Annotated in this window: 23 protein-coding genes and 1 tRNA gene; 14 read left to right on the top strand and 10 right to left on the bottom strand. The window is 55.3% G+C overall.

Features of this window, described 5'->3' with window-relative positions; genetic code table 11:
* Positions 1-12: 12 nt before the first annotated feature.
* Positions 13-231 (top strand): acyl carrier protein, encoded by a 219-nt coding sequence (locus tag ACJ69_RS03565; RefSeq protein ID WP_008499867.1) that lies wholly within the window; start codon positions 13-15, stop codon positions 229-231.
* A gap of 251 nt (positions 232-482) precedes the next feature.
* The gene (locus tag ACJ69_RS03560) at positions 483-1,319 is read left to right on the top strand and encodes an alpha/beta fold hydrolase (protein ID WP_054830320.1); all 837 of its coding nucleotides are present in this window, start codon (positions 483-485) and stop codon (positions 1,317-1,319) included.
* Positions 1,320-1,444: 125 nt separating this feature from the next.
* Here ACJ69_RS03560 and ACJ69_RS03555 read toward each other — a convergent pair whose 3' ends face one another.
* The 3 genes from ACJ69_RS03555 to ACJ69_RS03545 all read right to left on the bottom strand — a co-directional run bounded on the left by ACJ69_RS03555 (position 1,445) and on the right by ACJ69_RS03545 (position 3,840).
* Entirely contained in the window at positions 1,445-1,702 is a 258-nt protein-coding gene (locus ACJ69_RS03555; protein WP_021240841.1) for a YjhX family toxin, read from the bottom strand.
* Positions 1,703-1,993: 291 nt separating this feature from the next.
* Positions 1,994-2,081: transfer RNA gene (locus ACJ69_RS03550), tRNA-Ser, on the bottom strand.
* Between the two features lie 130 nt (positions 2,082-2,211).
* Positions 2,212-3,840 (bottom strand): ABC transporter substrate-binding protein, encoded by a 1,629-nt coding sequence (locus tag ACJ69_RS03545; protein WP_059346447.1) that lies wholly within the window; start codon positions 3,838-3,840, stop codon positions 2,212-2,214.
* A 269-nt stretch (positions 3,841-4,109) separates the two neighbouring features.
* Here ACJ69_RS03545 and yccA point away from each other — a divergent pair, with 269 nt between their 5' ends.
* Positions 4,110-4,769, top strand: a complete 660-nt coding sequence (gene yccA / locus ACJ69_RS03540; protein ID WP_023335168.1) for an FtsH protease modulator YccA — start codon at positions 4,110-4,112, stop codon at positions 4,767-4,769.
* A gap of 54 nt (positions 4,770-4,823) precedes the next feature.
* Here yccA and ACJ69_RS03535 read toward each other — a convergent pair whose 3' ends face one another.
* Both ACJ69_RS03535 and ACJ69_RS03530 read right to left on the bottom strand, forming a co-directional pair.
* A complete protein-coding gene (locus tag ACJ69_RS03535) occupies positions 4,824-5,300 on the bottom strand; it encodes a hypothetical protein (RefSeq protein ID WP_029739917.1) in 477 nt (158 codons plus the stop codon).
* On the bottom strand, positions 5,297-5,995 hold the full coding sequence (locus ACJ69_RS03530) for a winged helix-turn-helix domain-containing protein (protein ID WP_232248385.1): 699 nt from the start codon (positions 5,993-5,995) through the stop codon (positions 5,297-5,299). The genes ACJ69_RS03535 and ACJ69_RS03530 overlap by 4 nt, the downstream gene beginning before the upstream one ends.
* Before the next feature lie 41 nt (positions 5,996-6,036).
* On the opposite strand from ACJ69_RS03530, the gene ACJ69_RS03525 reads away from it, so the two are divergent.
* From ACJ69_RS03525 to tusE, 7 genes are all read left to right on the top strand, one after another.
* Positions 6,037-6,734 (top strand): IS1-like element IS1A family transposase gene (locus ACJ69_RS03525; RefSeq protein ID WP_103215986.1). Its coding sequence is split into 2 segments (ribosomal slippage): positions 6,037-6,286 and positions 6,286-6,734, totalling 699 coding nucleotides; the frame shifts between segments, so codons are not numbered across the junction.
* 402 nt (positions 6,735-7,136) lie between these two features.
* Positions 7,137-7,880, top strand: a complete 744-nt coding sequence (locus ACJ69_RS03520; RefSeq protein WP_059346445.1) for a hypothetical protein — start codon at positions 7,137-7,139, stop codon at positions 7,878-7,880.
* Between the two features lie 77 nt (positions 7,881-7,957).
* The gene (locus ACJ69_RS03515) at positions 7,958-8,464 is read left to right on the top strand and encodes a CS1 type fimbrial major subunit (RefSeq protein ID WP_021240847.1); all 507 of its coding nucleotides are present in this window, start codon (positions 7,958-7,960) and stop codon (positions 8,462-8,464) included.
* Positions 8,465-8,536: 72 nt separating this feature from the next.
* The gene (locus tag ACJ69_RS03510) at positions 8,537-11,254 is read left to right on the top strand and encodes a TcfC E-set like domain-containing protein (RefSeq protein ID WP_059346444.1); all 2,718 of its coding nucleotides are present in this window, start codon (positions 8,537-8,539) and stop codon (positions 11,252-11,254) included.
* Between the two features lies 1 nt (position 11,255).
* Positions 11,256-12,413, top strand: a complete 1,158-nt coding sequence (locus tag ACJ69_RS03505) for a CfaE/CblD family pilus tip adhesin (RefSeq protein ID WP_052194051.1) — start codon at positions 11,256-11,258, stop codon at positions 12,411-12,413.
* 10 nt (positions 12,414-12,423) lie between these two features.
* Positions 12,424-12,975: a LuxR C-terminal-related transcriptional regulator gene (locus tag ACJ69_RS03500; RefSeq protein ID WP_059346443.1), complete on the top strand. Its 552-nt coding sequence runs from the start codon at positions 12,424-12,426 to the stop codon at positions 12,973-12,975.
* A 69-nt stretch (positions 12,976-13,044) separates the two neighbouring features.
* Positions 13,045-13,374: a sulfurtransferase TusE gene (gene tusE / locus ACJ69_RS03495; protein ID WP_029739910.1), complete on the top strand. Its 330-nt coding sequence runs from the start codon at positions 13,045-13,047 to the stop codon at positions 13,372-13,374.
* Here the strand turns inward: tusE and yccX are convergent.
* Genes yccX through ACJ69_RS03480 form a run of 3 tightly spaced genes read right to left on the bottom strand, consistent with a single transcriptional unit; the run spans position 13,371 to position 15,020 of the window.
* A complete protein-coding gene (gene yccX, locus ACJ69_RS03490; RefSeq protein ID WP_059346442.1) occupies positions 13,371-13,652 on the bottom strand; it encodes an acylphosphatase in 282 nt (93 codons plus the stop codon). The two genes, tusE and yccX, sit on opposite strands and share 4 nt — an antisense overlap.
* Before the next feature lie 11 nt (positions 13,653-13,663).
* Entirely contained in the window at positions 13,664-14,452 is a 789-nt protein-coding gene (locus ACJ69_RS03485) for an AraC family transcriptional regulator (RefSeq protein WP_059346441.1), read from the bottom strand.
* A gap of 10 nt (positions 14,453-14,462) precedes the next feature.
* A complete protein-coding gene (locus tag ACJ69_RS03480; protein WP_059346440.1) occupies positions 14,463-15,020 on the bottom strand; it encodes a kinase inhibitor in 558 nt (185 codons plus the stop codon).
* A gap of 173 nt (positions 15,021-15,193) precedes the next feature.
* Between ACJ69_RS03480 and rlmI the strand changes: the two genes are divergently transcribed.
* Together rlmI and hspQ are read left to right on the top strand one after the other, a co-directional pair.
* Positions 15,194-16,384 carry a 23S rRNA (cytosine(1962)-C(5))-methyltransferase RlmI gene (gene rlmI, locus ACJ69_RS03475; RefSeq protein WP_059346439.1) on the top strand — a complete coding sequence of 397 codons (1,191 nt, stop codon included), beginning with the start codon at positions 15,194-15,196 and terminating at the stop codon, positions 16,382-16,384.
* 60 nt (positions 16,385-16,444) lie between these two features.
* Complete coding sequence (gene hspQ / locus ACJ69_RS03470) at positions 16,445-16,762, top strand: heat shock protein HspQ (RefSeq protein WP_008499919.1); 318 nt, start codon at positions 16,445-16,447, stop codon at positions 16,760-16,762.
* Between the two features lie 35 nt (positions 16,763-16,797).
* Here hspQ and ACJ69_RS03465 read toward each other — a convergent pair whose 3' ends face one another.
* Positions 16,798-17,211, bottom strand: a complete 414-nt coding sequence (locus ACJ69_RS03465; RefSeq protein ID WP_028012609.1) for a CoA-binding protein — start codon at positions 17,209-17,211, stop codon at positions 16,798-16,800.
* Between the two features lie 173 nt (positions 17,212-17,384).
* Between ACJ69_RS03465 and csgI the strand changes: the two genes are divergently transcribed.
* Together csgI and mgsA are read left to right on the top strand one after the other, a co-directional pair.
* Positions 17,385-18,047: a curli synthesis inhibitor gene (gene csgI / locus ACJ69_RS03460; protein ID WP_059346438.1), complete on the top strand. Its 663-nt coding sequence runs from the start codon at positions 17,385-17,387 to the stop codon at positions 18,045-18,047.
* A gap of 80 nt (positions 18,048-18,127) precedes the next feature.
* A complete protein-coding gene (mgsA, locus tag ACJ69_RS03455; RefSeq protein ID WP_023311034.1) occupies positions 18,128-18,586 on the top strand; it encodes a methylglyoxal synthase in 459 nt (152 codons plus the stop codon).
* Positions 18,587-18,644: 58 nt separating this feature from the next.
* Here the strand turns inward: mgsA and helD are convergent, their stop codons facing one another.
* Positions 18,645-20,699, bottom strand: coding sequence for a DNA helicase IV (helD, locus tag ACJ69_RS03450; RefSeq protein ID WP_059346437.1), 2,055 nt, complete (start codon positions 20,697-20,699; stop codon positions 18,645-18,647).
* Positions 20,700-20,738 lie beyond the last annotated feature (39 nt).

The following is a 20,738-nucleotide window of genomic DNA, read 5'->3' as shown; positions in this document are numbered from 1 at the left end:
CCAGGAAAAATTATGGAACAAGAAATTCTCGCCCTGTTCGAAAAAGTGTTATCCCGTAAGGTGGGCTTTCACGATGAACTGATTGAATCCGACATTCTCGACTCCATCCTGGCGGTCGATATGGTGCTGGAAGTGCAGGACGTTTACGGCTGCATGATCCCGCCAACTGACGTGGCGACGGTGCTAAAAACCCCGGCGGACCTGGCACGCTATATTGAAGAAAACCGCTAAACGCCCCTGCGGTTAATGCTGCCCTGAAGGCTCTGGAGGATCGCTCCAGAGCCTTCTTTCGTTCCCCCTCCCCCTGAACGCTGTCCTGCTCCCTTTCACAGGAATGAAACCGACTGCTTTTACTATTTCTCCTACACTTTAGGAGTACTGTCGGTACGGGAAACAGAAAAAAGCCAACTTAATTAAGGCATTAATGATTCGCTGTGCGCTCAGCCGGGGAACGTTTTGCCTTTAACAGAGGAGTCTGCGGTATGGCATTCGTAACAACGAAAGATGGCGTCAATATTTACTACAAAGACTGGGGCCCAAAAGAGGCTCAACCCATTGTTTTCCACCACGGCTGGCCGCTGAGTGCCGATGACTGGGATAACCAGATGCTCTTCTTCCTCGCTGAAGGCTATCGCGTTATCGCTATCGATCGTCGCGGTCACGGGCGTTCGGACCAGGTGAGTGAAGGACACGATATGGATCATTATGCGGCCGACGCGTCAGCCGTGGTGGAAAGCCTGGATCTGCGCAATGCCGTGCATGTCGGTCACTCCACCGGCGGCGGCCAGGTCGCCCGCTATGTTGCGCAGTATGGGCAACCGCAGGGGCGCGTCGCCAAAGCGGTGCTCGTCAGCGCCGTGCCGCCGCTGATGGTCAAAACGGACGGTAACCCCGGCGGAACCCCCATCGAGGTTTTCGACGGCTTCCGCAAAGCGCTGGCGGCTAACCGCGCCCAGTTTTACCTCGACGTCGCCAGCGGTCCGTTCTACGGCTTTAATCGGGATGGCGCGGACGTTTCACAAGGGACGATCCAGAACTGGTGGCGTCAAGGGATGATCGGTAGCGCAAAGGCCCACTACGAGGGGATTAAGGCGTTTTCAGAGACCGACCAGACGGAAGATTTAAAAACCATCACGGTTCCCGTTCTGGTGTTGCAGGGCGACGACGATCAGGTCGTGCCGTATAAGAATGCTGCCCTGCTGCAGGACAAGCTGCTGGCGAACAGCGTACTGAAAATTTACCCGGGCTTCCCGCACGGGATGCATACCACGCACGCGGATACCATCAACGCGGACATTCTGGCCTTTATCCGCTCTTAAACATCGCCTTTATTGCCGGGTAGCGCTGCGCTTACCCGGCCTACATTCCTGCATCCGCAACGATATCCCTGCATTGCACCGTTTAATGCATGAACGCCACCCGCGGGTGGCGTTGTTTATTCCGCTTAGCGATTATCCAGCTGGGCGCGAACGTTGTTCAGCCCGGTGGTGTTGATGCGGTAAGGCTGCCCGTTCACGGATCGGATCAGCTTTTTGGTGCGGAGTTTTTTAAAGACGCTAAGCGTGCAGTCGCTCAGCACCAGCCCTTCACGGGTATAGCACTCAACGGAAGTGACGCGGCCAGAGCTGTCGCGGACGTGCACAATACGTCCACCTTTGGCGAGAACGTGTAAGGTACGTTGTTCCTGACGGGATAAATTCATACTGGAAAACCTGTGTAATCATCATGCGTAAAAACGAGCCCACACCCGCAGGTGCGCGCGTAAGGTTTAAGCGCAGCGATAACCAGTCCGTCCTGAAAAGGGCGGGAGACTGATTATCTGATGAAAACATTCTCCAGCATCAAAGCCTCGGTAAGAGATAGCAATATATTTACGGGATGAATGATAACGCCTGTTTTTTACAGGGAAATGGCAGGGACTTAAAAGTGTGAGGCAGATCGGCAAATCCAAAAAGAAAAACCCCAGGTTAACGAGTAACCTGGGGCTTATATCTGGCGGAAGCGTAGAGATTCGAACTCTAGAACCCTTTCGGGTCGCCGGTTTTCAAGACCGGTGCCTTCAACCGCTCGGCCACGCTTCCTAAGTGAGGCGAACTATAAACACCTCACCGCGTGCTGTAAAGAGTGGCTGCACTCGTTCGCTGTAAAAATAGTCAAAACGTGTTTAATCGGTTGAACTGACGACACATCGACGATTTTATCAGCACAGGCTTAGTGTTTTTTGATGTACATGTCTTTCGTGAAATAGTACCCCAGCTTATCCGGCGTAAATCCGCCTACCCACGATTTCACCAGGTGCGTACGGACGTAGTGATAAACCGGAATGGCCGGTACATCACGCCCCAGCAGATCTTCCGCCTGCTGGTAGAACTTACTCCGCTCTTCCGCTGATTTGGCTTTTGCGGCGTTGAGCAGCGCGCGATCGTAGTCCGGATTGCTGTACTGGCTGGTGTTTTCGCTGTCGCCCGTGCGGAAGTTGTTCAGGAAGGTCGCCGCATCGTCGTAATCGGCAATCCACGCGTACCGCACCGCGTCAAAGTTGTGGGTGTGCATGGTATCCAGCATGGTTTTCCACTCCTGGTTTTGCAGCTTTGCCTCCACGCCAAGGTTTTTCTTCCACATGGAGCTGGCCGCAATCGCGATACGCTGGTGCGATTCAGAGGTGTTATAGAGCAGGTTGAAGCTCAGAGGGTGGCTGGCGTTATATCCGGCCTCGTTCAGCAGCTTTTTCGCCTCGGCGATGCGCTTGTCCAGCGGCCAACTGGCGTAATCCGGGTTCTGTAGCTTCACGCCGCCGATATCCGGCTGGCTGATGAGCCACGCCGGGCGCTGCCCCTGCCCTAATACTTTCCCGGCAATGATGTCTTTATCCAGCGCCATGTTCAGCGCCTTGCGCACGCGCGCGTCGTTGAACGGCGGCCGGGTGGTATTGAATTCGTAGTAATAGGTCGCCAGCTGAGGTGAAACGTCCAGCTCGCTGCCCAGGGTTTTCTTGAGCTGGGCAAACTGGTTAATCGGCACCGTGTACACGATGTCAATTTCGCCCGCCTTATAGCGGTTCACATCCGAGGCCTCGGACGTGATGGGCAGGTAGGTGACTTTGTTAATCACGGTATGCGCGTTATCCCAGTAGCGCGGGTTGCGCTCCGCCACGATGCGCTCGTTGACCACCCACTGCGATAGCTTATACGCCCCGCTGCTGACGAAATGCTCCGGTTTGGTCCACTTATCGCCGAAGCGGCCAATCAGCACTTTATCCACCGGCACCAGCGACGGGTGCGCCAGCATCGCGAGGAAGGCCGCGTTTGGCTGCGTGAGCGTCACTTCCAGCGTGGTGTCGTTAATCGCTTTTACGCCCAGCGTATCGGGCGCTTTTTTCCCCTGAGCAATATCGGCCGCGTTGACGATATGCATGTTGCCCGGATAGCTCGCATAAGGCGAAGCCGTTTTCGGATCGATCAGGCGCTGCCAGCTCCAGACCACATCCTCAGCGGTAATCGCCGTGCCGTCGCTCCAGGTGATGCCCGGACGCAAATGGAACGTCCAGACGGTGTTGTCCTTGTTCTCCCATTTTTCCGCCAGTCGGGGTTGGACTTCGCCTGTCGGGGAGACGCTTACCAGTCCTTCGAATAAATCGCTGATAATATTGAATTCGACATCGCTTTCGACTTTATGCGGGTCGAGCGAAGCCGGTTCACTGCCGTTGTTTCTGACCAGTTCCTGCTTATCGGCCAGCGCGGTTCCTGCCGGCACGTTAGCCGCCCAGGCTGCCGTGCTGGCGCACAGGATCCCTGCGGTTAACAAAGAGAGCGTAAAGTGAGTGCGTGTTTGTGGTTTCATTTCCTTCGCCTTATAGTCTGTTTTATGACGATCAGGAAATAACTCTTAGCGTTCGAATGGTAATAACGCAATATTTTTCAGTAACCTATAAGAGCTTGATCTGGTAAATTGTCGCAAACCGCTGTTCATACTGGCGAAACGGATTTCTGCAGAAGAAATAACCACCTCCAGCGCTAACGTGCTGAGTAAAGATGGGTAAAACCACTTTGAGACTGGCGTGTCGTTTCCTATTCTTTCCGCTAATTACATCTGTCATAAGAGAGTGACTCATGGATCGTATAATTACTTCTTCACGCGACCGCACATCGCTACTCAGCACCCACAAGGTGCTGCGCAATACCTATTTCATGCTCAGCCTGACGCTGGCATTCTCCGCGATCACCGCAACCGCCAGCACCGTGCTGATGCTGCCATCTCCGGGGCTGATCCTGACGCTGGTGGGTATGTATGGTCTGATGTTCCTGACCTACAAAACCGCTGACAAACCGGTCGGTATTCTGTCCGCGTTTGCCTTCACCGGCTTCCTGGGCTACATCCTGGGGCCGATGCTGAATGCGTATCTGTCTGCCGGCATGGGTGACCTTATCGGCATGGCGCTGGGCGGCACCGCGCTGGTATTCTTCTGCTGCTCGGCCTACGTGCTGACCACCCGTAAGGACATGTCCTTCCTCGGCGGTATGCTGATGGCGGGTGTCGTGGTGGTGCTGGTGGGTATGGTGGCAAACATCTTCCTGCAGCTGCCTGCCCTGCATCTGGCGATCAGCGCCGTGTTTATTCTGATTTCTTCAGGCGCGATCCTGTTTGAAACCAGCAACATCATTCGCGGCGGTGAGACGAACTATATCCGCGCAACCGTGAGCCTGTATGTGTCGCTGTACAACATCTTCGTCAGCCTGTTGAGCATCCTGGGCTTCGCCAGCCGCGATTAAGCACAACGGATACGAAAAAGGAGAATGCCTCTGGCATTCTCCTTTTTTTATGCCCTACTCACCCCGGCAAATATAGGTGGGGTAACGCCGGTCCTGAATCAGCCACACGGAAGGCGCGAGTTCAGAGATCGTCAGATAGTAGCGTGCGGTTGGGTTGGCGAAACTCCCCCACTGAGCATCAGGCGTATTGTCATTGTGCCGACGCCAGGTTTTGGTGTAGCTCAACACAATCACGTTATCATCGTCCCGCTGCTGCCAGGTAAAGTCCACATCCCTGTCAACGATCAAATTTTGCCCGCCAGCCCTTGCCGCGCCTTTATAGGTGGTCAACCCGGTTCCGTCCCGATGAAAATAGAACTGGGCAACGGCATTGACCTTCACTTCACTGGCTTTTCCTTCATTGCGCGTAAAGTTAAATTCAGTGCTGCAGGCCAGCACATCCTTTTTAACCGCACAGCCGGAATAGTAAAACAGCGCCAGGGCGCTGCCGACCACTGCACCACCCAGCCCAAAAAGAAGTTTTATTTTCATTTTTGAGCCCCGCTTTTATAACGTATGGTTTTGCACAGGCTGGTTTTGCTGGCCGGGCAGGCACCAATGAACACCTCATCTGCATCGGAAATAGAAAAACGGGCGCTGAAATAATAAATGTCATACTCCTCGCGTTCGCACGCCACGCTATTGGCCTCCAGCCGTTCCGCTAATTTCGATAGCACCAGCGGCCTTCCGTGATCGTTGATAATCCAGAGGCTGCAACGCGCGATTTTTTCCTTAAGCGGCTTGAGCTTCGCCGGAACGATGATCCCCTGCGGTCGGCTGAAGTAGAAGTTCGTCACCAGCGCAGCGACGATCAATACGGCCACAATTACCCATTTTTCCCCGGATGCGCGCTGAGGCTTCACCTCTTGCGGTGCGGAAGAAGGCTGCGGATCGGCGGATGGAATATTCTCTCCGGGCTGAAAAATCACATCAGCCTCAAAACGAAACCCGTAACGGGGCACGGTCACGATAAATTCGTGACCCTCTCCCAGAGACTGGAAGCTTTTACGTAATTCGCTAACCGCTTTATTGAGATTATTTCCCGATGGCGTAAAGCCAAATTCCTCCCACACGCGAGTGATTAATTCCTCCCGACTCAGGTCGCATCCTTTGTGTTTAATAAATTCCTGCAAAAGCCGCACGGCTGGCGCCGAAAGCGTTAATACAGATTCTGGTGATGCTGCCAACTTACTGATTTAGTGTATGATGGTGTTTTTGAGGTGCTCCAGTGGCTTCTGTTTCTATCAGCTGTCCCTCCTGTTCAGCTACTGACGGGGTGGTGCGTAACGGTAAAAGTACTGCCGGACATCAGCGCTATCTCTGCTCTCACTGCCGTAAAACATGGCAGTTACAGTTCACATACACCGCCTCTCAACCCGGTACGCACCAGAAAATCATTGATATGGCCATGAATGGCGTTGGATGCCGGGCAACCGCCCGCATTATGGGCGTTGGCCTCAACACGATTTTACGTCACTTAAAAAACTCAGGCCGCAGTCGGTAACCTCGCGCATACAGCCGGGCAGTGACGTCATCGTCTGCGCGGAAATGGACGAACAGTGGGGCTACGTCGGGGCTAAATCGCGCCAGCGCTGGCTGTTTTACGCGTATGACAGGCTCCGGAAGACGGTTGTTGCGCACGTATTCGGTGAACGCACTATGGCGACGCTGGGGCGTCTTATGAGCCTGCTGTCACCCTTTGACGTGGTGATATGGATGACGGATGGCTGGCCGCTGTATGAATCCCGCCTGAAGGGAAAGCTGCACGTAATCAGCAAGCGATATACGCAGCGAATTGAGCGGCATAACCTGAATCTGAGGCAGCACCTGGCACGGCTGGGACGGAAGTCGCTGTCGTTCTCAAAATCGGTGGAGCTGCATGATAAAGTCATCGGGCATTATCTGAACATAAAACACTATCAATAATTTGGAGTCATTACCCAGATTCTGGTTGTCCAACAAGACTTATTGCATGTGCTTCAGGATCGAATAACAACGAATTATTGCATATAAAAAACATCTTTTATTCTCGGCTGTTACCGCATGCTTTTTTATCCCTGGTACATCGACATGAAAACCGCCTCCTGACCTGCTTATTTTTTCATCAGAAGGAATTTTCTTCCTATCCCTGGTCGCGGTATTTTCGCTTAACTATACAACCTTAAAGCCAGAAAATCAGGATAAAAACCTGTATTTAGCGAGTTAATTAATACAAATTTTCACAAACCGCTGTTCTGGTTAAAGTTTCCCTGCCCTGAAGCAATACGAAAGCAGACGGTGTCCTGGTGTTAACGCGCCGCCGATGAACTCAGAGCAGGCAGACTGAATGTGAAACAGAAAAATAGAGTGAACATGACAACCGCCTTTTATGTCGCCGCGCTGTCATTGCCATTTTTCTCAGAAATGGCAATGGCCAATATGAGCGTGTACCCGATGGAATTGAATATGGACAAGTCCGGTACGGCACAAATTAAGGTAGCGTCGAAAACGGATGATATTCAGTTCATTCGAGTGAGGCAAAAGAAAATTCTTAATCCCGGCACGGCCCAGGAAAAAGAAATTGATGTGGCCTCGTGGAAAGAAGGCGGCGTTGTTGTCACGCCCGAAAAATTTGCCCTCGCGGCAGGGGCAATGCGCGTGGTTCGTCTGGTATCGCTTACGCCACCGGAAAAAGAGACCACCTGGCGCGTCTATTTTGAAGGGGTAAAGCAGCCTGACAGCATTATTCCCGGCAAGGCAGAAAGCCCTGCTGCGACGGCGACATTGGGCGTCAATGTGATCTGGGGCGCCCTGATCCACCTCGCCCCGGAAAAAAGTGTGGTTTCACTCTCGATTGACCCTCGCAGGGGCACGTTAAAAAACAACGGTACGCTGCGCGTGCCGCTGAGAGAGATCGGTATTTGTGACGCAGATTCGTCGTGTAAATGGATTAAAGAAGACGCGACGATTTATCCGGACACCGAACGGAAATTAAAAACGCTCACAAAGACACAAGGCCAGAAATATAAATTCCGCTACTTCAACTGGGTGAATAAAACCGCTGAAGAAGCTGATTTACCCGTCGTGCAATAACACGACGTTACCGTAAAGCCCCCCCAAAGGGTTTGTTTAAAGAGCCAGGGTGCTCATTTATAAATATGGAGATATCAATGCGTAAGTACTTTAAACCTCTGATGATTGTTGCCGCGATGACCACGTCCGTTAGCGCGCTGGCGATCCAAAAAGATATTACCGTCAACGCCAGCGTTGATTCACAGCTGGACATGACCCAGGCCGATAACACGCCGCTGCCAGCAAGCATCGATATGCAGTACCTGCCTGGCCGCGGTCTGGAAAGCTACCGCCTGAATACCAAGGTATGGTCTAACTCCGCCACCAGCAATGTGAAAGTGCGTCTGGTGAGCGCCGCGAAGCTGGCAAATGCCGACGGTGCTGAGACCATCCCAATGACGGTGAAGCTGGGCGATAAAACCCTCTCTACAGCCGATGTTGAATATACCGGTACTGAACTGTTCCCGGGGAGCATCGAAAACGGTTCAGCGGTACTGCCGCTGACCATTTCTCAGACCACCAAAGGCATTCTGAAAACCGGTCAGTACAGCGGCGTTGTCAGCCTGATGCTGACGCAGGCGACTACCACGGAAGGCGGTGCGTAACACCATAGCACCTAAGGAATAACGTCAGAGGGTGCCCGCCCTCTGACGTCAGGATGATGTCGAGGCTCGTTCATGGCGTTTCACAGAAATACTCTCCTCTTTGTTGCTTTGTTACCCGCATCCATCCAACTCGCCTGCGCCGGGATGGCCGTCCCGGCAGGTTTTGAAGATCTGGCGAAAACGCAGCGCCTGTGGACAGAGGTCAACCTCTACGGCGAGTCGCTTGGACTTTTTGAAACGGATATCACGCTTGAAACGGTCAGTTTTGTCGCACCTGAAACCGTTGTAGCGGCCATCAAACGACGGTTTAACGACGACCCTGCTCTCGTTGGCACCGTGTCTGCCGCGCTGGCCGTTCCGCTTGCCCGTAACGGCAACCTGGCCTGCAGCAGCAACGGCTCCGCAACGGGCTGCGATTACATTAATACCGACCGCGCGGCCATTATCTTTGACGAGAATAACGCCCGTATTAGCCTGTTTTTGGACAAGAAATTTCTGCCTAAAGCCACCGCGGAAAATCAGTGGTATCAGCCCACGCAGGACACCGAAAATGCGCTGGTCCATCAGCAGAATGTTAACTTCGTTGCCGACAGGGATTATCAGTCGGCCACCGTGCAGGGCAACGGCGCGCTGGCGCTCACGCAGGACGGCTATGTTAACCTCGACTGGACCTGGCTGGGACAACGTTCACGGCGTCAGCAGCAGCAGGAGATAACCGTCAACAACGCCTGGTTCCGCCAGGATCTCTTGCGTCAGTACTATGTCCAGCTGGGCGAGATGGATACCCGCGATCTGTTCAGTAATGCTGGCGGAAATATCAACCTCAGCCAGCTGCCGCTGGGCAAAATTCGCGGTCTGCGCACGGGTTCAACACGGGCGTGGATTAATCCGATTCAGCGGTCAAAGGGAACCCCTGTCACCGTGCTGCTTTCCCATGACGCGCGTATCGACGCCCGCCGTGGCAATCAGCTGCTGGCCAGCTTTTACCTGAATGCCGGGGCGCAAACCCTGGACACGCGCTCGTTTCCGGACGGGAGCTACACCGTCACGCTGTCGGTCTATGAAAATAACTGGCTGACGCGTACCGAGCAGGTGCCGTTTACCCGAACCGGCATTACGCCATTTGACCGCGTCGAGTGGTTCCTGCAGGCGGGTGAAACCGACAATAGCGATCAAAACGAAGAACGCAGCGCGGTTGCGCAGGCGGGCGTACGCCTGCCCGTCACCCCGACCTTAGCGCTTACCAGCGGAGCAACGATAAAGAAAAACCAGCGCTTCCTGGAAAATGCGCTCGACTGGAGCCGGGGCTTCAACGCGGGCCCGATCGACGGCGTGCTGAGTACCCGGTTTAGCTACCTTTACGGCAGCGAAGGCCAGCGCGGCAATATTCAGCAAATCAGCTACAACGACGGTTTTTCACTGAGCCTCTATCGCAACGCGCTATCAGCGGAAAACTGCAACACCCGAAGCGCGGGGTTTGACGCCGTGAACGGCTGTTATCGCACCCTCTCGGTGATGTTTTCCGTCCCTGTCGGCGCCTGGTATGCGAGCCTCGGGTATTCGGATAACCGTAACGAAGGACGTTACGTTTCACGTCGGGAGCTGCCGGATAGCGACGATCGCCACGATGCGGGTTTGCCGTGGGAATCGGTCTATATGACCCGCTCGCGCTCGCGGGCCTGGCAGGGAGGCCTGAGCAATGCCTTTAGTACCCGAGGCCTCAACATTAACAGCAGCATTAACCTGTTCATGCGTAACGATGACGCCCGCGACGGCAGGGACAAAGGCGGCTACCTGAGCGTGAGCCTGTCCATGGCGCATAACCGTCAGGGTGATGCGTCGAGCTATACCTCTATGGGCGCGACCTGGCAGCATCAGCAGCGTGAAAAAAATCAGCTGAGCTACAACGTAGCGCATAACTGGTACGCCGATGCACGCGGTGAAAACGAGTACGGTCTGAGCGCGTCGGGCATTAACAGCGACTCGCTGAATACCTCAGCCTATACGCGCCAGGGCGGGCGATACGGCAACGGCAGTCTGACCGTCAGCGACGCCTGGGATCGTCAGGACAGGCGCCATACGCTGAGCAGCAGCGGCAACTACAGCACGACCCTTGCGCTGTCGCGTTCTGGCCTGTGGCTCGGCCGCTGGAGCGACGGTCGTCCTGCTTCCGCCGTCGCGGTTAACGTTGCCACACCGGAAGATACCCAGGCTCCGAGCGTTGCCGTGTCGCTGGATAACAGCGGGAGCGCAGACATTCCGGGCAATAGCCGCGCCCTCTTCGCAGTGCCGGGCTACCAGCAGACAACGTTGACGATTAACGAATCGCTGGACGTATCCCGGGGGGCCAGCAGTGAGATCACGCAAGGTTCAGGCAGCAGAACGCTGTTTATGGTGCCGGGCAAACTGCTGCGTCGGGATGTGCAAACCACCGCAAGCTACACCTGGCTCGGCCAGTTGACCGACGAGCATCATTCGCCGTTTATCGGTGGCGTGCCGCTGAACGTTAACGGCTGGAGCGATCTCGGCAACGGCGGATTCAGCGCCCAGAGCGATGCCCTGCTGCATAACCTCTACCTGGTGCGACAGCAGCAGTTTTATCAGTGCGAACTCAACGTGAAAAGTATGCGCGACGTGGTGCGCTATGTCGGCTCAATTCCTTGCCGGGAATTAACCTTCTCCGCCCTGCCGGATGCCGTCCAGCAGCAGGCACAGCTGATGCTGGCCGGACGAACGACCCCAGTCAGCCCGACCGCCATGAACGCCGACAACTTCACTAAAGGGAAATGATGTGATTAAGTGCTTCTTTATTTTACTGTTCTTAAGCCTGTGGACAGGCCAGACGCTGGCGGGCGCCCCTGCGGGACGCAACACCAGCGTTGGGATCAGCTTCGATCGCACGGCACCGCCTGCGCGTTTCGATATCTGGTTTCATGAATCGGGCGGCTTTGACGTCGCCGACCCGCAAAAGTGGGGACGTAATACCCTGACCTGTCAGTCCCGGACCGACGCAACGTACGGGGCCTGCATGAACTCTCCGGTCTGGTTCTCGGGTAACCCGGCCGCGCCCTATGCCATCAATTTACGTTTCACGCATGCCCTCACCAGCAAGACGGTGGATATCAAGGTGTATGGCGATCACTACATGTTTATCAACAATAAAGTGTTTATCTTTGCCAGCTTTGTGACAGGGGGAACGGCCACAATCGCTGACTGGAACAGAGAGCCCTACTTCGATTTCTATATTGTGAAAAGCGAACTGGATAAGCTCGCCCTGCCGGGGATCTGGACCGCAACGCTTAAGCAGAACCTGCGTCAATGGGGGAGCGCCGACTGTGGCGGGAACTTCAATGACGTAAACGTCGGATGCCCTGGCTATCTCACTATCGCCCGGTGGCAGGCCAACATTCGCATTGAGGTGGTCGATCCGGGTAATCAGCAAATTTATCTGCCGGCATTTCCGCACTCAACGCCCATCGTTAACCTCAACCTGACCAACTTCCCGGGGCGGCCGGGTGGCAGTGAAATCCAGGGTGAAAACTCGCTGGATATGTGCCTGTACGACGGTAATAACAGCACCAGCACCCGCGCCTACCTTCGGTTTGAAGACGACGGAGTCACGTCTGCGGACCGTGCCGAAGGCGCGTTTTCTATCAGGCGACGCGGCGGTAGCCAGACCGATACGCGGGATCGTCTCGATTATCGGGTCTCCGTCACCAATCCAATAACAGGCGCAACCGAAACCGTCGCGAACGGTAAAACCCTGGTCTGGCAAGGCACAAACGATCCGCAGTATCTGCGTCAGGTCGTGCTGCCCGGCGGACGCGAGAGCGTACTGTGCATCCCTGCCCCTATTATCCTGAAAACCCCCGCGTTTGCCGCCAGCAGCAAAAACGCGGGCGACTATACCGGCACGCTGCGCGTTATCTATACGCCCAGCACGTTATAACGAGGTCACCGTGAGTTACGCCATTCTCGATAATAATCGATTTTACGCCGAAGGGTTGCGCTACGCGCTGCTGCGTCGGGGCGTTCAGCCAGAGGTCCAAAGCGACACCGTGCAATGGCAGCCAGCGCTGCTTAGCCGCCGCGTGCTTGTTGTGCGCTGCCGTTTTTCCGTGGCGGCCACGCATCAGGCGCTGATAAACATTTTGCTCAAACTGGAAGCAGCCCGCTGGCAAGGCAGCCTGTATCTGGTTTGCAATGAAAAGGGGTGGGCGCTGGCGACGCATTTACGCAAGCGTTTCAGTACGTTAACCCTTTATATCATTGATGACCGGATCGCCGTCGCAGATGCGGCATATCTGCTGGCAAAAGAGCCTCGCCGCGTCCGAAGCCTTGACTGCTGTCTTACCGGTCTTGAATTCAACGTGCTCGATCTGATGCTTACCGGGTTGCCGGTACGCCACATTGCCATCGTGACGCGTATGTCTGAGAAACAGGTTTCGACCCATAAATGCAACGCGCTGAAAAAGCTCAATGCCAACAATCTGCTGCAGCTGCTCCTGTAGGTCACGGTTTATCCTGCGGCGGCTTTTTTGCTACACTGTCGCCGTTTTTTTCACAGACGACAGAAGATTATGTTCATTTTTGCAGGCCAGGAAATTGAGACCGATAGCGAAGGCTATCTGAAAGATACGACGCTCTGGAGCGAACCGCTGGCGGAGAAAATTGCGGAAAACGAAGGGATTATCCTCTCCACCGAACACTGGGAAGTGGTGCGTTTTGTTCGCGAGTTCTATCTTGAATTCAACACCTCTCCGGCGATCCGCATGCTGGTCAAAGCCATGGCCAATAAGTTCGGCGAAGAGAAAGGCAACAGCCGCTATCTGTACCGTCTGTTCCCGAAAGGCCCGGCAAAACAGGCCACCAAAATTGCCGGCCTGCCTAAGCCGGTGAAGTGTATTTAATACCGTATCCCGAAGTTTACGTATTCGCGCCCGGGTTGATGCGGTTCCGTTAACACCTTATCAACCCGTGCGCTGCGCGGCCCGCCCGCTTTCAGCCACGCCACCAGCTTGTCGACCTGCTCCGCTTCGCCGCAGGCGACCACCTCAACGCTGCCGTCGTCCATATTTCGCGCGTATCCCGTTAGCCCAAGCTCAACCGCTTCGCGCTGGGTGCTGTAGCGGAACCCCACGCCCTGAACAACGCCGTGAACCCAGGCAATGGTGCAGACTTTTAACATTTTTCTTCTCCTTAACGTAGCGTTTTCGGCAAACAGCCATAGTGCTGCCGGAAACGGGCGGTGAAACGAGAGCTGGAAAGATACCCACATTGTAATGCGATTTCGCCAATTGGTAATCGGGTTGACTGGAGCTGTGACAACGCAACGGCCATCCTCACCTCCTCCACGATCTGGCGAAAACTCTGCGACTCTTCACGCAAGCGTCTGCGCAGCGTCGGCACGCTTAAGGCCAGACGGCTGGCGACGTCCTGCGCGGTCCAGGCTCTGGCAGGCGACAGCATAATGAACTGCCGCACCTGCTCCGTCAGGTTACTGTTTCGCTCAATAAGCAGCGGACCCGCCACACCATCATGCAGCAGGGCCAGCAAAAGGCCGAAGGCCTGATGCTTTTGTAGCGCCTCCGGTAAATCCTGACGGACGGCGTGCAGCAGGTTGTCCCACATAAACGCCAGCCCCTCGCTCAGCGGGGCGCAGAGCGAATGCAGCGTCGTGCGCGGCCAGGATTTCAGGTAATGCGCCTTAAACTCGGCGACGATCTCCGGGGACAACATCAGCAAATCCGAGTGAAACAGACCGTTTACAGGCTGATTGATAATCTCCATCGCCGTATTGGCCGGGATAATAATGAGCTCATCCCGTGTCGCCTCCAGGCGGTTATCATCCTGAACTATCACCTTAGTGCCGTGAGTGATATGACAAATAGCCGGAAAAAACAGTTTAACCTGGTGCAGGCGATGCATTTTGCTGGCAGTCACTTCACCCGCCGTGAGATGGTTATGTCGAAAATGGAACTCCTGCACCCTGTCATCCTTATCTGCTGTAGGTTGCCGTTAACTGAGCCTTTGCCAGAGCGTGACTATTGAGCATAAAACCGACCAGCGCGCCGCTGGCATTGTTGTCGACGGGCAGTTTATCCACGTCCAGAGCCCAGACGGTAATCTGATAGCGATGAGGCTTGTCCCCTTCGGGTGGACATGCGCCGCCGAATCCAGAATAGCCGAAATCATTACGCCCCTGCACAACGCCGGCAGGTAATTTCTCGCCGTTCGGGTTACCGGCATCAGCGGGCAGCGTCATTATCTTCGCCGGGATATTGGCTACGGTCCAGTGCCACCAGCCGCTGCCGGTGGGCGCATCCGGGTCATATACCGTGACGGCAAAACTTTTCGTACCGGCGGGCGGATTTTTCCATGCCAGCTGTGGAGAAATATTCCCACCGTGGCAGCCAAACCCCTCAAATACCTGCTGTTGCGCCAGTCGCTTTTCGCCAGAAATATCCCGGCTGGTGACGCCGAAAGGCGTTGTTGCTAAAGCCTGAAAACTCATCGCCGCCAGAGCGGCTATTGCGATTACACTGCGCTTTTTCATGGGTGCTCCCTTTGCTGTACCGGAAGCCCCACTCTAAAGCCAGCTGCAATATCGTAATGTGCCTAAGCGATTTGATTTTGTGCCGAAACGCTCAACGGCATCCGCAGATGATTGCGCCTTGCTGAATGTGGTAATCTACGCGCCATTTCCTGAAATCGACAGAACAGCAAATTATGAGTGTACGTTTAGTGTTAGCCAAAGGGCGCGAGAAATCATTACTGCGCCGTCATCCCTGGGTCTTTTCCGGCGCGGTTGCCCGTATGGAAGGCAAAGCCAGCCTCGGTGAAACCATTGATATCGTTGACCATCAGGGGAAATGGTTAGCGCGCGGCGCCTACTCGCCAGCGTCCCAGATCCGTGCTCGCGTCTGGACGTTTGATAAAGATGAAACCATCGACATCGACTTCTTCGTTCGCCGTCTGCAGCAGGCGCAGCAGTGGCGCGACTGGCTGGCAAAACGCGACGGGCTGGACAGCTACCGCCTGATTGCCGGTGAGTCCGACGGCCTGCCGGGCGTGACCATCGATCGCTTCGGTAACTTTCTGGTGCTGCAGCTCCTGAGCGCCGGAGCGGAATACCAGCGTGCCGCGCTGATCAGCGCGCTGCAAACGCTGTTCCCGGAATGCGCAATTTACGACCGCAGCGATGTGGCGGTGCGCAAAAAAGAAGGCATGGAGCTGACTCAGGGGCCCGTAACGGGCGAACTGCCACCGGCCCTGCTGCCGATTGAAGAACACGGCATGAAGCTGCTGGTGGATATTCAGGGCGGACACAAAACGGGTTACTACCTCGACCAGCGCGACAGCCGTCTGGCTACGCGTCAGTATGTTGCCGACAAACGCGTGCTGAACTGCTTCTCCTATACCGGCGGTTTTGCCGTTTCGGCGCTGATGGGCGGCTGTGCCCAGGTAGTGAGCGTGGACACCTCCCAGGAAGCGCTGGACGTGGCAAAACAGAACGTCGAGCTCAACACGCTGGACTTGAGCAAAGCGGAGTTTGTACGCGATGACGTCTTCAAGCTGCTGCGTAAATATCGCGACCAGGGCGAGAAGTTCGACGTCATCGTGATGGATCCGCCAAAGTTTGTGGAAAACAAAAGCCAGCTGATGGGCGCGTGCCGCGGGTATAAAGATATCAACATGCTGGCTATCCAGCTGCTGAACCCGGGCGGGGTTCTGCTCTCCTTCTCCTGCTCCGGCCTGATGACCACAGATTTATTTCAGAAAATCATCGCCGATGCCGCAATAGATGCTGGCCGTGATGTACAATTTATAGAGCAGTTCCGTCAGGCAGCCGATCACCCCGTGATTGCTACCTACCCGGAAGGACTGTATCTGAAAGGGTTTGCCTGTCGCGTCATGTAACTTGAAAAGAGAAATATTGCCCGCACATAACGTGTAAGTAGTGTTTCCCGGGAGGTGACTATGATTGCCAGCAAATTCGGTATCGGCCAGCAGGTCCGCCACACTTTGCTAGGGTATTTGGGTGTGGTCGTGGATATCGACCCGGAGTATTCCCTTGATGAACCGTCAGCAGACGAGCTGGCGGTGAACGCAGAGCTTCGCGCTGCGCCCTGGTACCATGTGGTGATGGAAGGTGACGATGGACAGCCCGTTCACACCTATCTTGCCGAAGCGCAGCTGAGTAGCGAGCTGCAGGAAGAACATCCGGAGCAACCCACAATGGATGAACTTGCTCAGACTATCCGCAAACAGTTACAGGCTCCGCGCCTGCGGAACTAAGCGTGTAAAAAAAGCCCGATGAACGGGCTTTTTTTTTACTTCGCCAGCCCCAGACGGGGGATGTCGATCGCCGGGCAGCGGTCCATGACAACCTTCAACCCCGCATCCCGCGCCAGCACGGCGGCCTGCTCGTTAATCACGCCCAGCTGCATCCACAGCGTTTTTGCGCCTACGGCGATAGCGTCCTGCGCCACTTCCCACGCCGCCTCGGAATTACGGAAGACATCGACCATATCAATTTTTTCCGGCACGTCAGCGAGCGTGGCGTAACCCTGCTGGCCCAGCAATGTTTTCCCCGCCACTTTTGGCGAGACCGGGATAACGTGATAGCCCTGATCGAGAAGGTATTTCATTACCCGATAGCTTGGACGATCGGGTTTATCGCTCGCGCCCACCAGCGCAATGGTACGCGTGGATGTCAGAATCTCGGCAATATCGTTCTCTTTCATGGTTTTTCTCCTGGCTTTTTTGAAAGTGTACGCCAAACCGCACATCTCAACCATCCATCCCATACAGATGCATGAGGGCAAAACGGCGAAATATGTCTATATGTTAGTAAACGTGATTATCGAAAAATTTAGATACATTAATGCGGCGACAGGATTTCTGACGGGAGCCTTCTATGAAAACCGGTATTGCCACTGCTCTGATTGCGTTAGTGATGCCGGTCTGCGTTTTTGCTACCACGCTCCGGCTCTCTACCGACATTGATCTCCTTGTACTGGACGGAAAAAAGGTCTCCAGCTCGTTATTGCGCGGTGCAGACAGCATCGAGTTAGATAACGGGCCGCATCAACTGGTCTTCCGGGTAGAAAAGCCGATCGGTCTGGCTAATCACGAGCAACGGATGTACATCTCCCCGCCGCTGATCGTCAGCTTTAATACCCGACAAATCAGTCAGGTGAATATCACCCTGCCTCGCCTTGAAACGGAGAAGGAATCTGCGGCCTTCGACGCGTCACCCCGCGTTGAACTGCTGGACGGGGATGCGATGCCGATTCCGGTGAAGCTGGATATTCTGGCGTTAACCACCTCACCGAAAGGCCCGGATTACGAGGCTGCGACCCAGACCTATAATAAAGCGGGAAAACGCGCCTCGCTTCCGCAGTTTGCCACCATGATGGCGGACGACAGTACGCTTTTATCCGGCGTCTCTGAACTGGACGTTATTCCTCCCCATTCCCAGACCCTGACGGAACAGCGCCTTAAATTCTGGTTCCAGCAGGCCGATCCCGACACGCGGGCCCGATTTTTACAGTGGGCAAAACAACAACCTTCATCATAAGCCACATTTTTTACGCCTTTCTCTTGCAGCGTCAGGCGGTTCCCGTCATCGTGTAGTCAGTTAACCTGATGGATATGATTATGGAATTGACAACACGCACGCTGCCTGAGCGCAAACACATTGCTCTTGTGGCGCACGATCACTGTAAACAAATGCTGCTTAACTGGGTTCGCCGCCATCAGTCTTCGCTGGAAAAGCACGCCCTGTCGGCGACAGGCACCACCGGTAACCTGATCCAGCGCGAAACGGGTCTGCAGGTGAATGCCATGCTGAGCGGTCCGATGGGCGGCGATCAGCAGGTCGGCGCGCAGATTTCCGAAGGGAAAATTGATGTGCTGATCTTCTTCTGGGACCCGCTGAACGCGGTTCCGCACGATCCGGATGTCAAAGCGCTGCTACGCCTGGCGACGGTGTGGAATATTCCGGTGGCGACGAACCTGTCGACGGCGGATTTCATCATCGAATCGCCGCAGTTTAACTCGCCGGTTGATATCCTTATTCCGGACTATCAGCGTTATCTTTCCGACAGACTGAAGTAGCTTTTTTGCCGGGTGGCGGCTACGCCTTACCCGGCCTTGAAAATCTTGCCTGACATCGTTATGGTTTACGCGCTACCGGCACATCAATACTCTTCAGGATATCGACAAACACGGATGGCTCCTCTTTATTAAACAGCAGCCACACGCGATGCCGCGCGCGGGTGAGGGCCACATACAGCAAACGCCGCTCTTCGGCATCCGGGAAGTCTTCCGGCACCGGAAGCAGGGCCTCTTCCATCACCGACTCGCGGGCCGGGGCCGGGAAACCGTCGCTCCCCTCTTTGAGCCCCACCACAATCACATAGTCAGCCTGCTGCCCTTTGCTCGCGTGAATGGTCATAAATTCAAGCTGCAATTTCGGCCAGCGGGTGGCGGCTTTTTCCAGCGCCGCGGGCTTAAGGTGATGGTAGCGGGCCAGCACCAGAATACGTTCATCGGGCTTCGCGTAGCCGCTGAGCTTGTCCAGCAGCGGCTCCAGCTGGTCATCCGCCAGCAGGGTGACGGCTTTTTTATCCCCTGGGCGCAGGCTGTTGAGCGGCTTGGCCAGCTGATGCGGGTTCTGCTGGATAAAGCGGTTGGCGATCTCACCAATGCGTGAATTGAAGCGGTAGGTGGTGTCCAGATCGCTGCGATCCCCTTCGCCAAAATAGTGGTGGAACGCGGTCGTCAGGGAGAGCTGCGCCCCGCTGAAGCGGTAGATGGCCTGCCAGTCGTCCCCCACCGCAAACAGCGACGTATGTTTATTTTGCGCCCGTAGCGCCGAGAGCAGTGCAGCACGCTGCGGAGAGATATCCTGGAACTCATCCACCAGAATATGTTTCCACGGGCTGACAAAACGACCCTTCTCAAGAATGATGATGGCCTGATGGATCAGACCGGAGAAATCGACGGCATTTTCCTCTTTCAGCGCGGTTTTCCAGGCTTTCAGCAGCGGAGCCATCAGCTTGACCCGCTTCGAAAACAGATCGCGGATCGCCTCAGGCGCGCTTTCAATCATCTCTGCCTGCGTTCCACCGTGCATTCGCATCAGGCTGACCCAGCGGTCAAGTCGCGAACCCAGACGACGCGCCAGCTTATCGTCCTGCCAGAAGCTGCCCTCTGGCACCTCCCAGCTGAGCTCCTCCTCCAGCCACTGACGCCACCCTTTCGCCTGCGCCTTTTTCTCACTGCACTGCTGGCGCCACGTTTTGATGAACAGCGCCTGACGCGCCTGCAAGTCGTTTTCCAGCTTACTGATGGAAGGCACTTTTTTACTGCCCTGCTGAATAATATGCAGCGCAAGGGCATGGAAGGTTCTGGCCGTGATATCCCGGGTATGCAGGCGCTCCTGGATACGTTCGTCCATCTCCTGGGCAGCCTTGCGGCCAAAGGCCAGAAGCAGAATTTGATCGGCGACCGCTTCTCCGGTCGTCAGCAGCCAGCCAGCACGCGCCACCAGCACCGACGTTTTACCGCTACCGGCCCCCGCCAGCACCAGCAGCGACTGCTCGCCGTTGACCACCGCGCGCGCCTGGGCCGGATTGAGCGGTGAAGATTCCACCGTACTAAAAAAGTCGGCGTATTGGGTGAGCATGGCGTCCGTCCAGGCCTGGTTATGGGCGAGACGGCTTTTATCCTTATCATTCAGCCAGGCCTGACACTGGTGCCAGGCGTCGCGACAGTTGTCAAACTCGTCGAGACGCGTCACGGAGAGCGGCAGCGCCGAGAGTGCCTGTCGGATCTTTTGCTGCAGCCCGGCGGTCTGCTGACGGGTCAGCCACGCGTGTTGCGCGTTGCTCTGAGCGATATCGTCCAGCACCTGCTGCAGCACCTGGGCAGCAATCACGCTCATATCCTGGCTCCACTGCTGCCAGAGCGCGTTCAGGTGATGATGGAAACGCTGAGTTTCAGCCCACTCGGTGCCGTGAAGACGCACGACTTTATCGTCAGGCAGAACGAACTCCAGCTCGCCCCACACCAGCCCGCGCTTGCAGTGGATAGCCAGAAGCTGGTTAAACGGAATAAGGTATTCGTGGCGTTCCCCGGAGACTTTCACCCCGGCATTAAGGAGAACCACCCTGTCGTAAGGGTGTTGCGCCAGGCGTTTGCCTAACGACGTTGCTTTCAGTTCCATGTTCCGCCAAATCCACGAAGAGATAATTTACCTGACAGT

Origin of the sequence: Enterobacter asburiae (assembly GCF_001521715.1) — a bacterium.
Lineage (GTDB): Bacteria > Pseudomonadota > Gammaproteobacteria > Enterobacterales > Enterobacteriaceae > Enterobacter > Enterobacter asburiae.
This window is presented reverse-complemented; position numbering and strand designations above follow the sequence as displayed.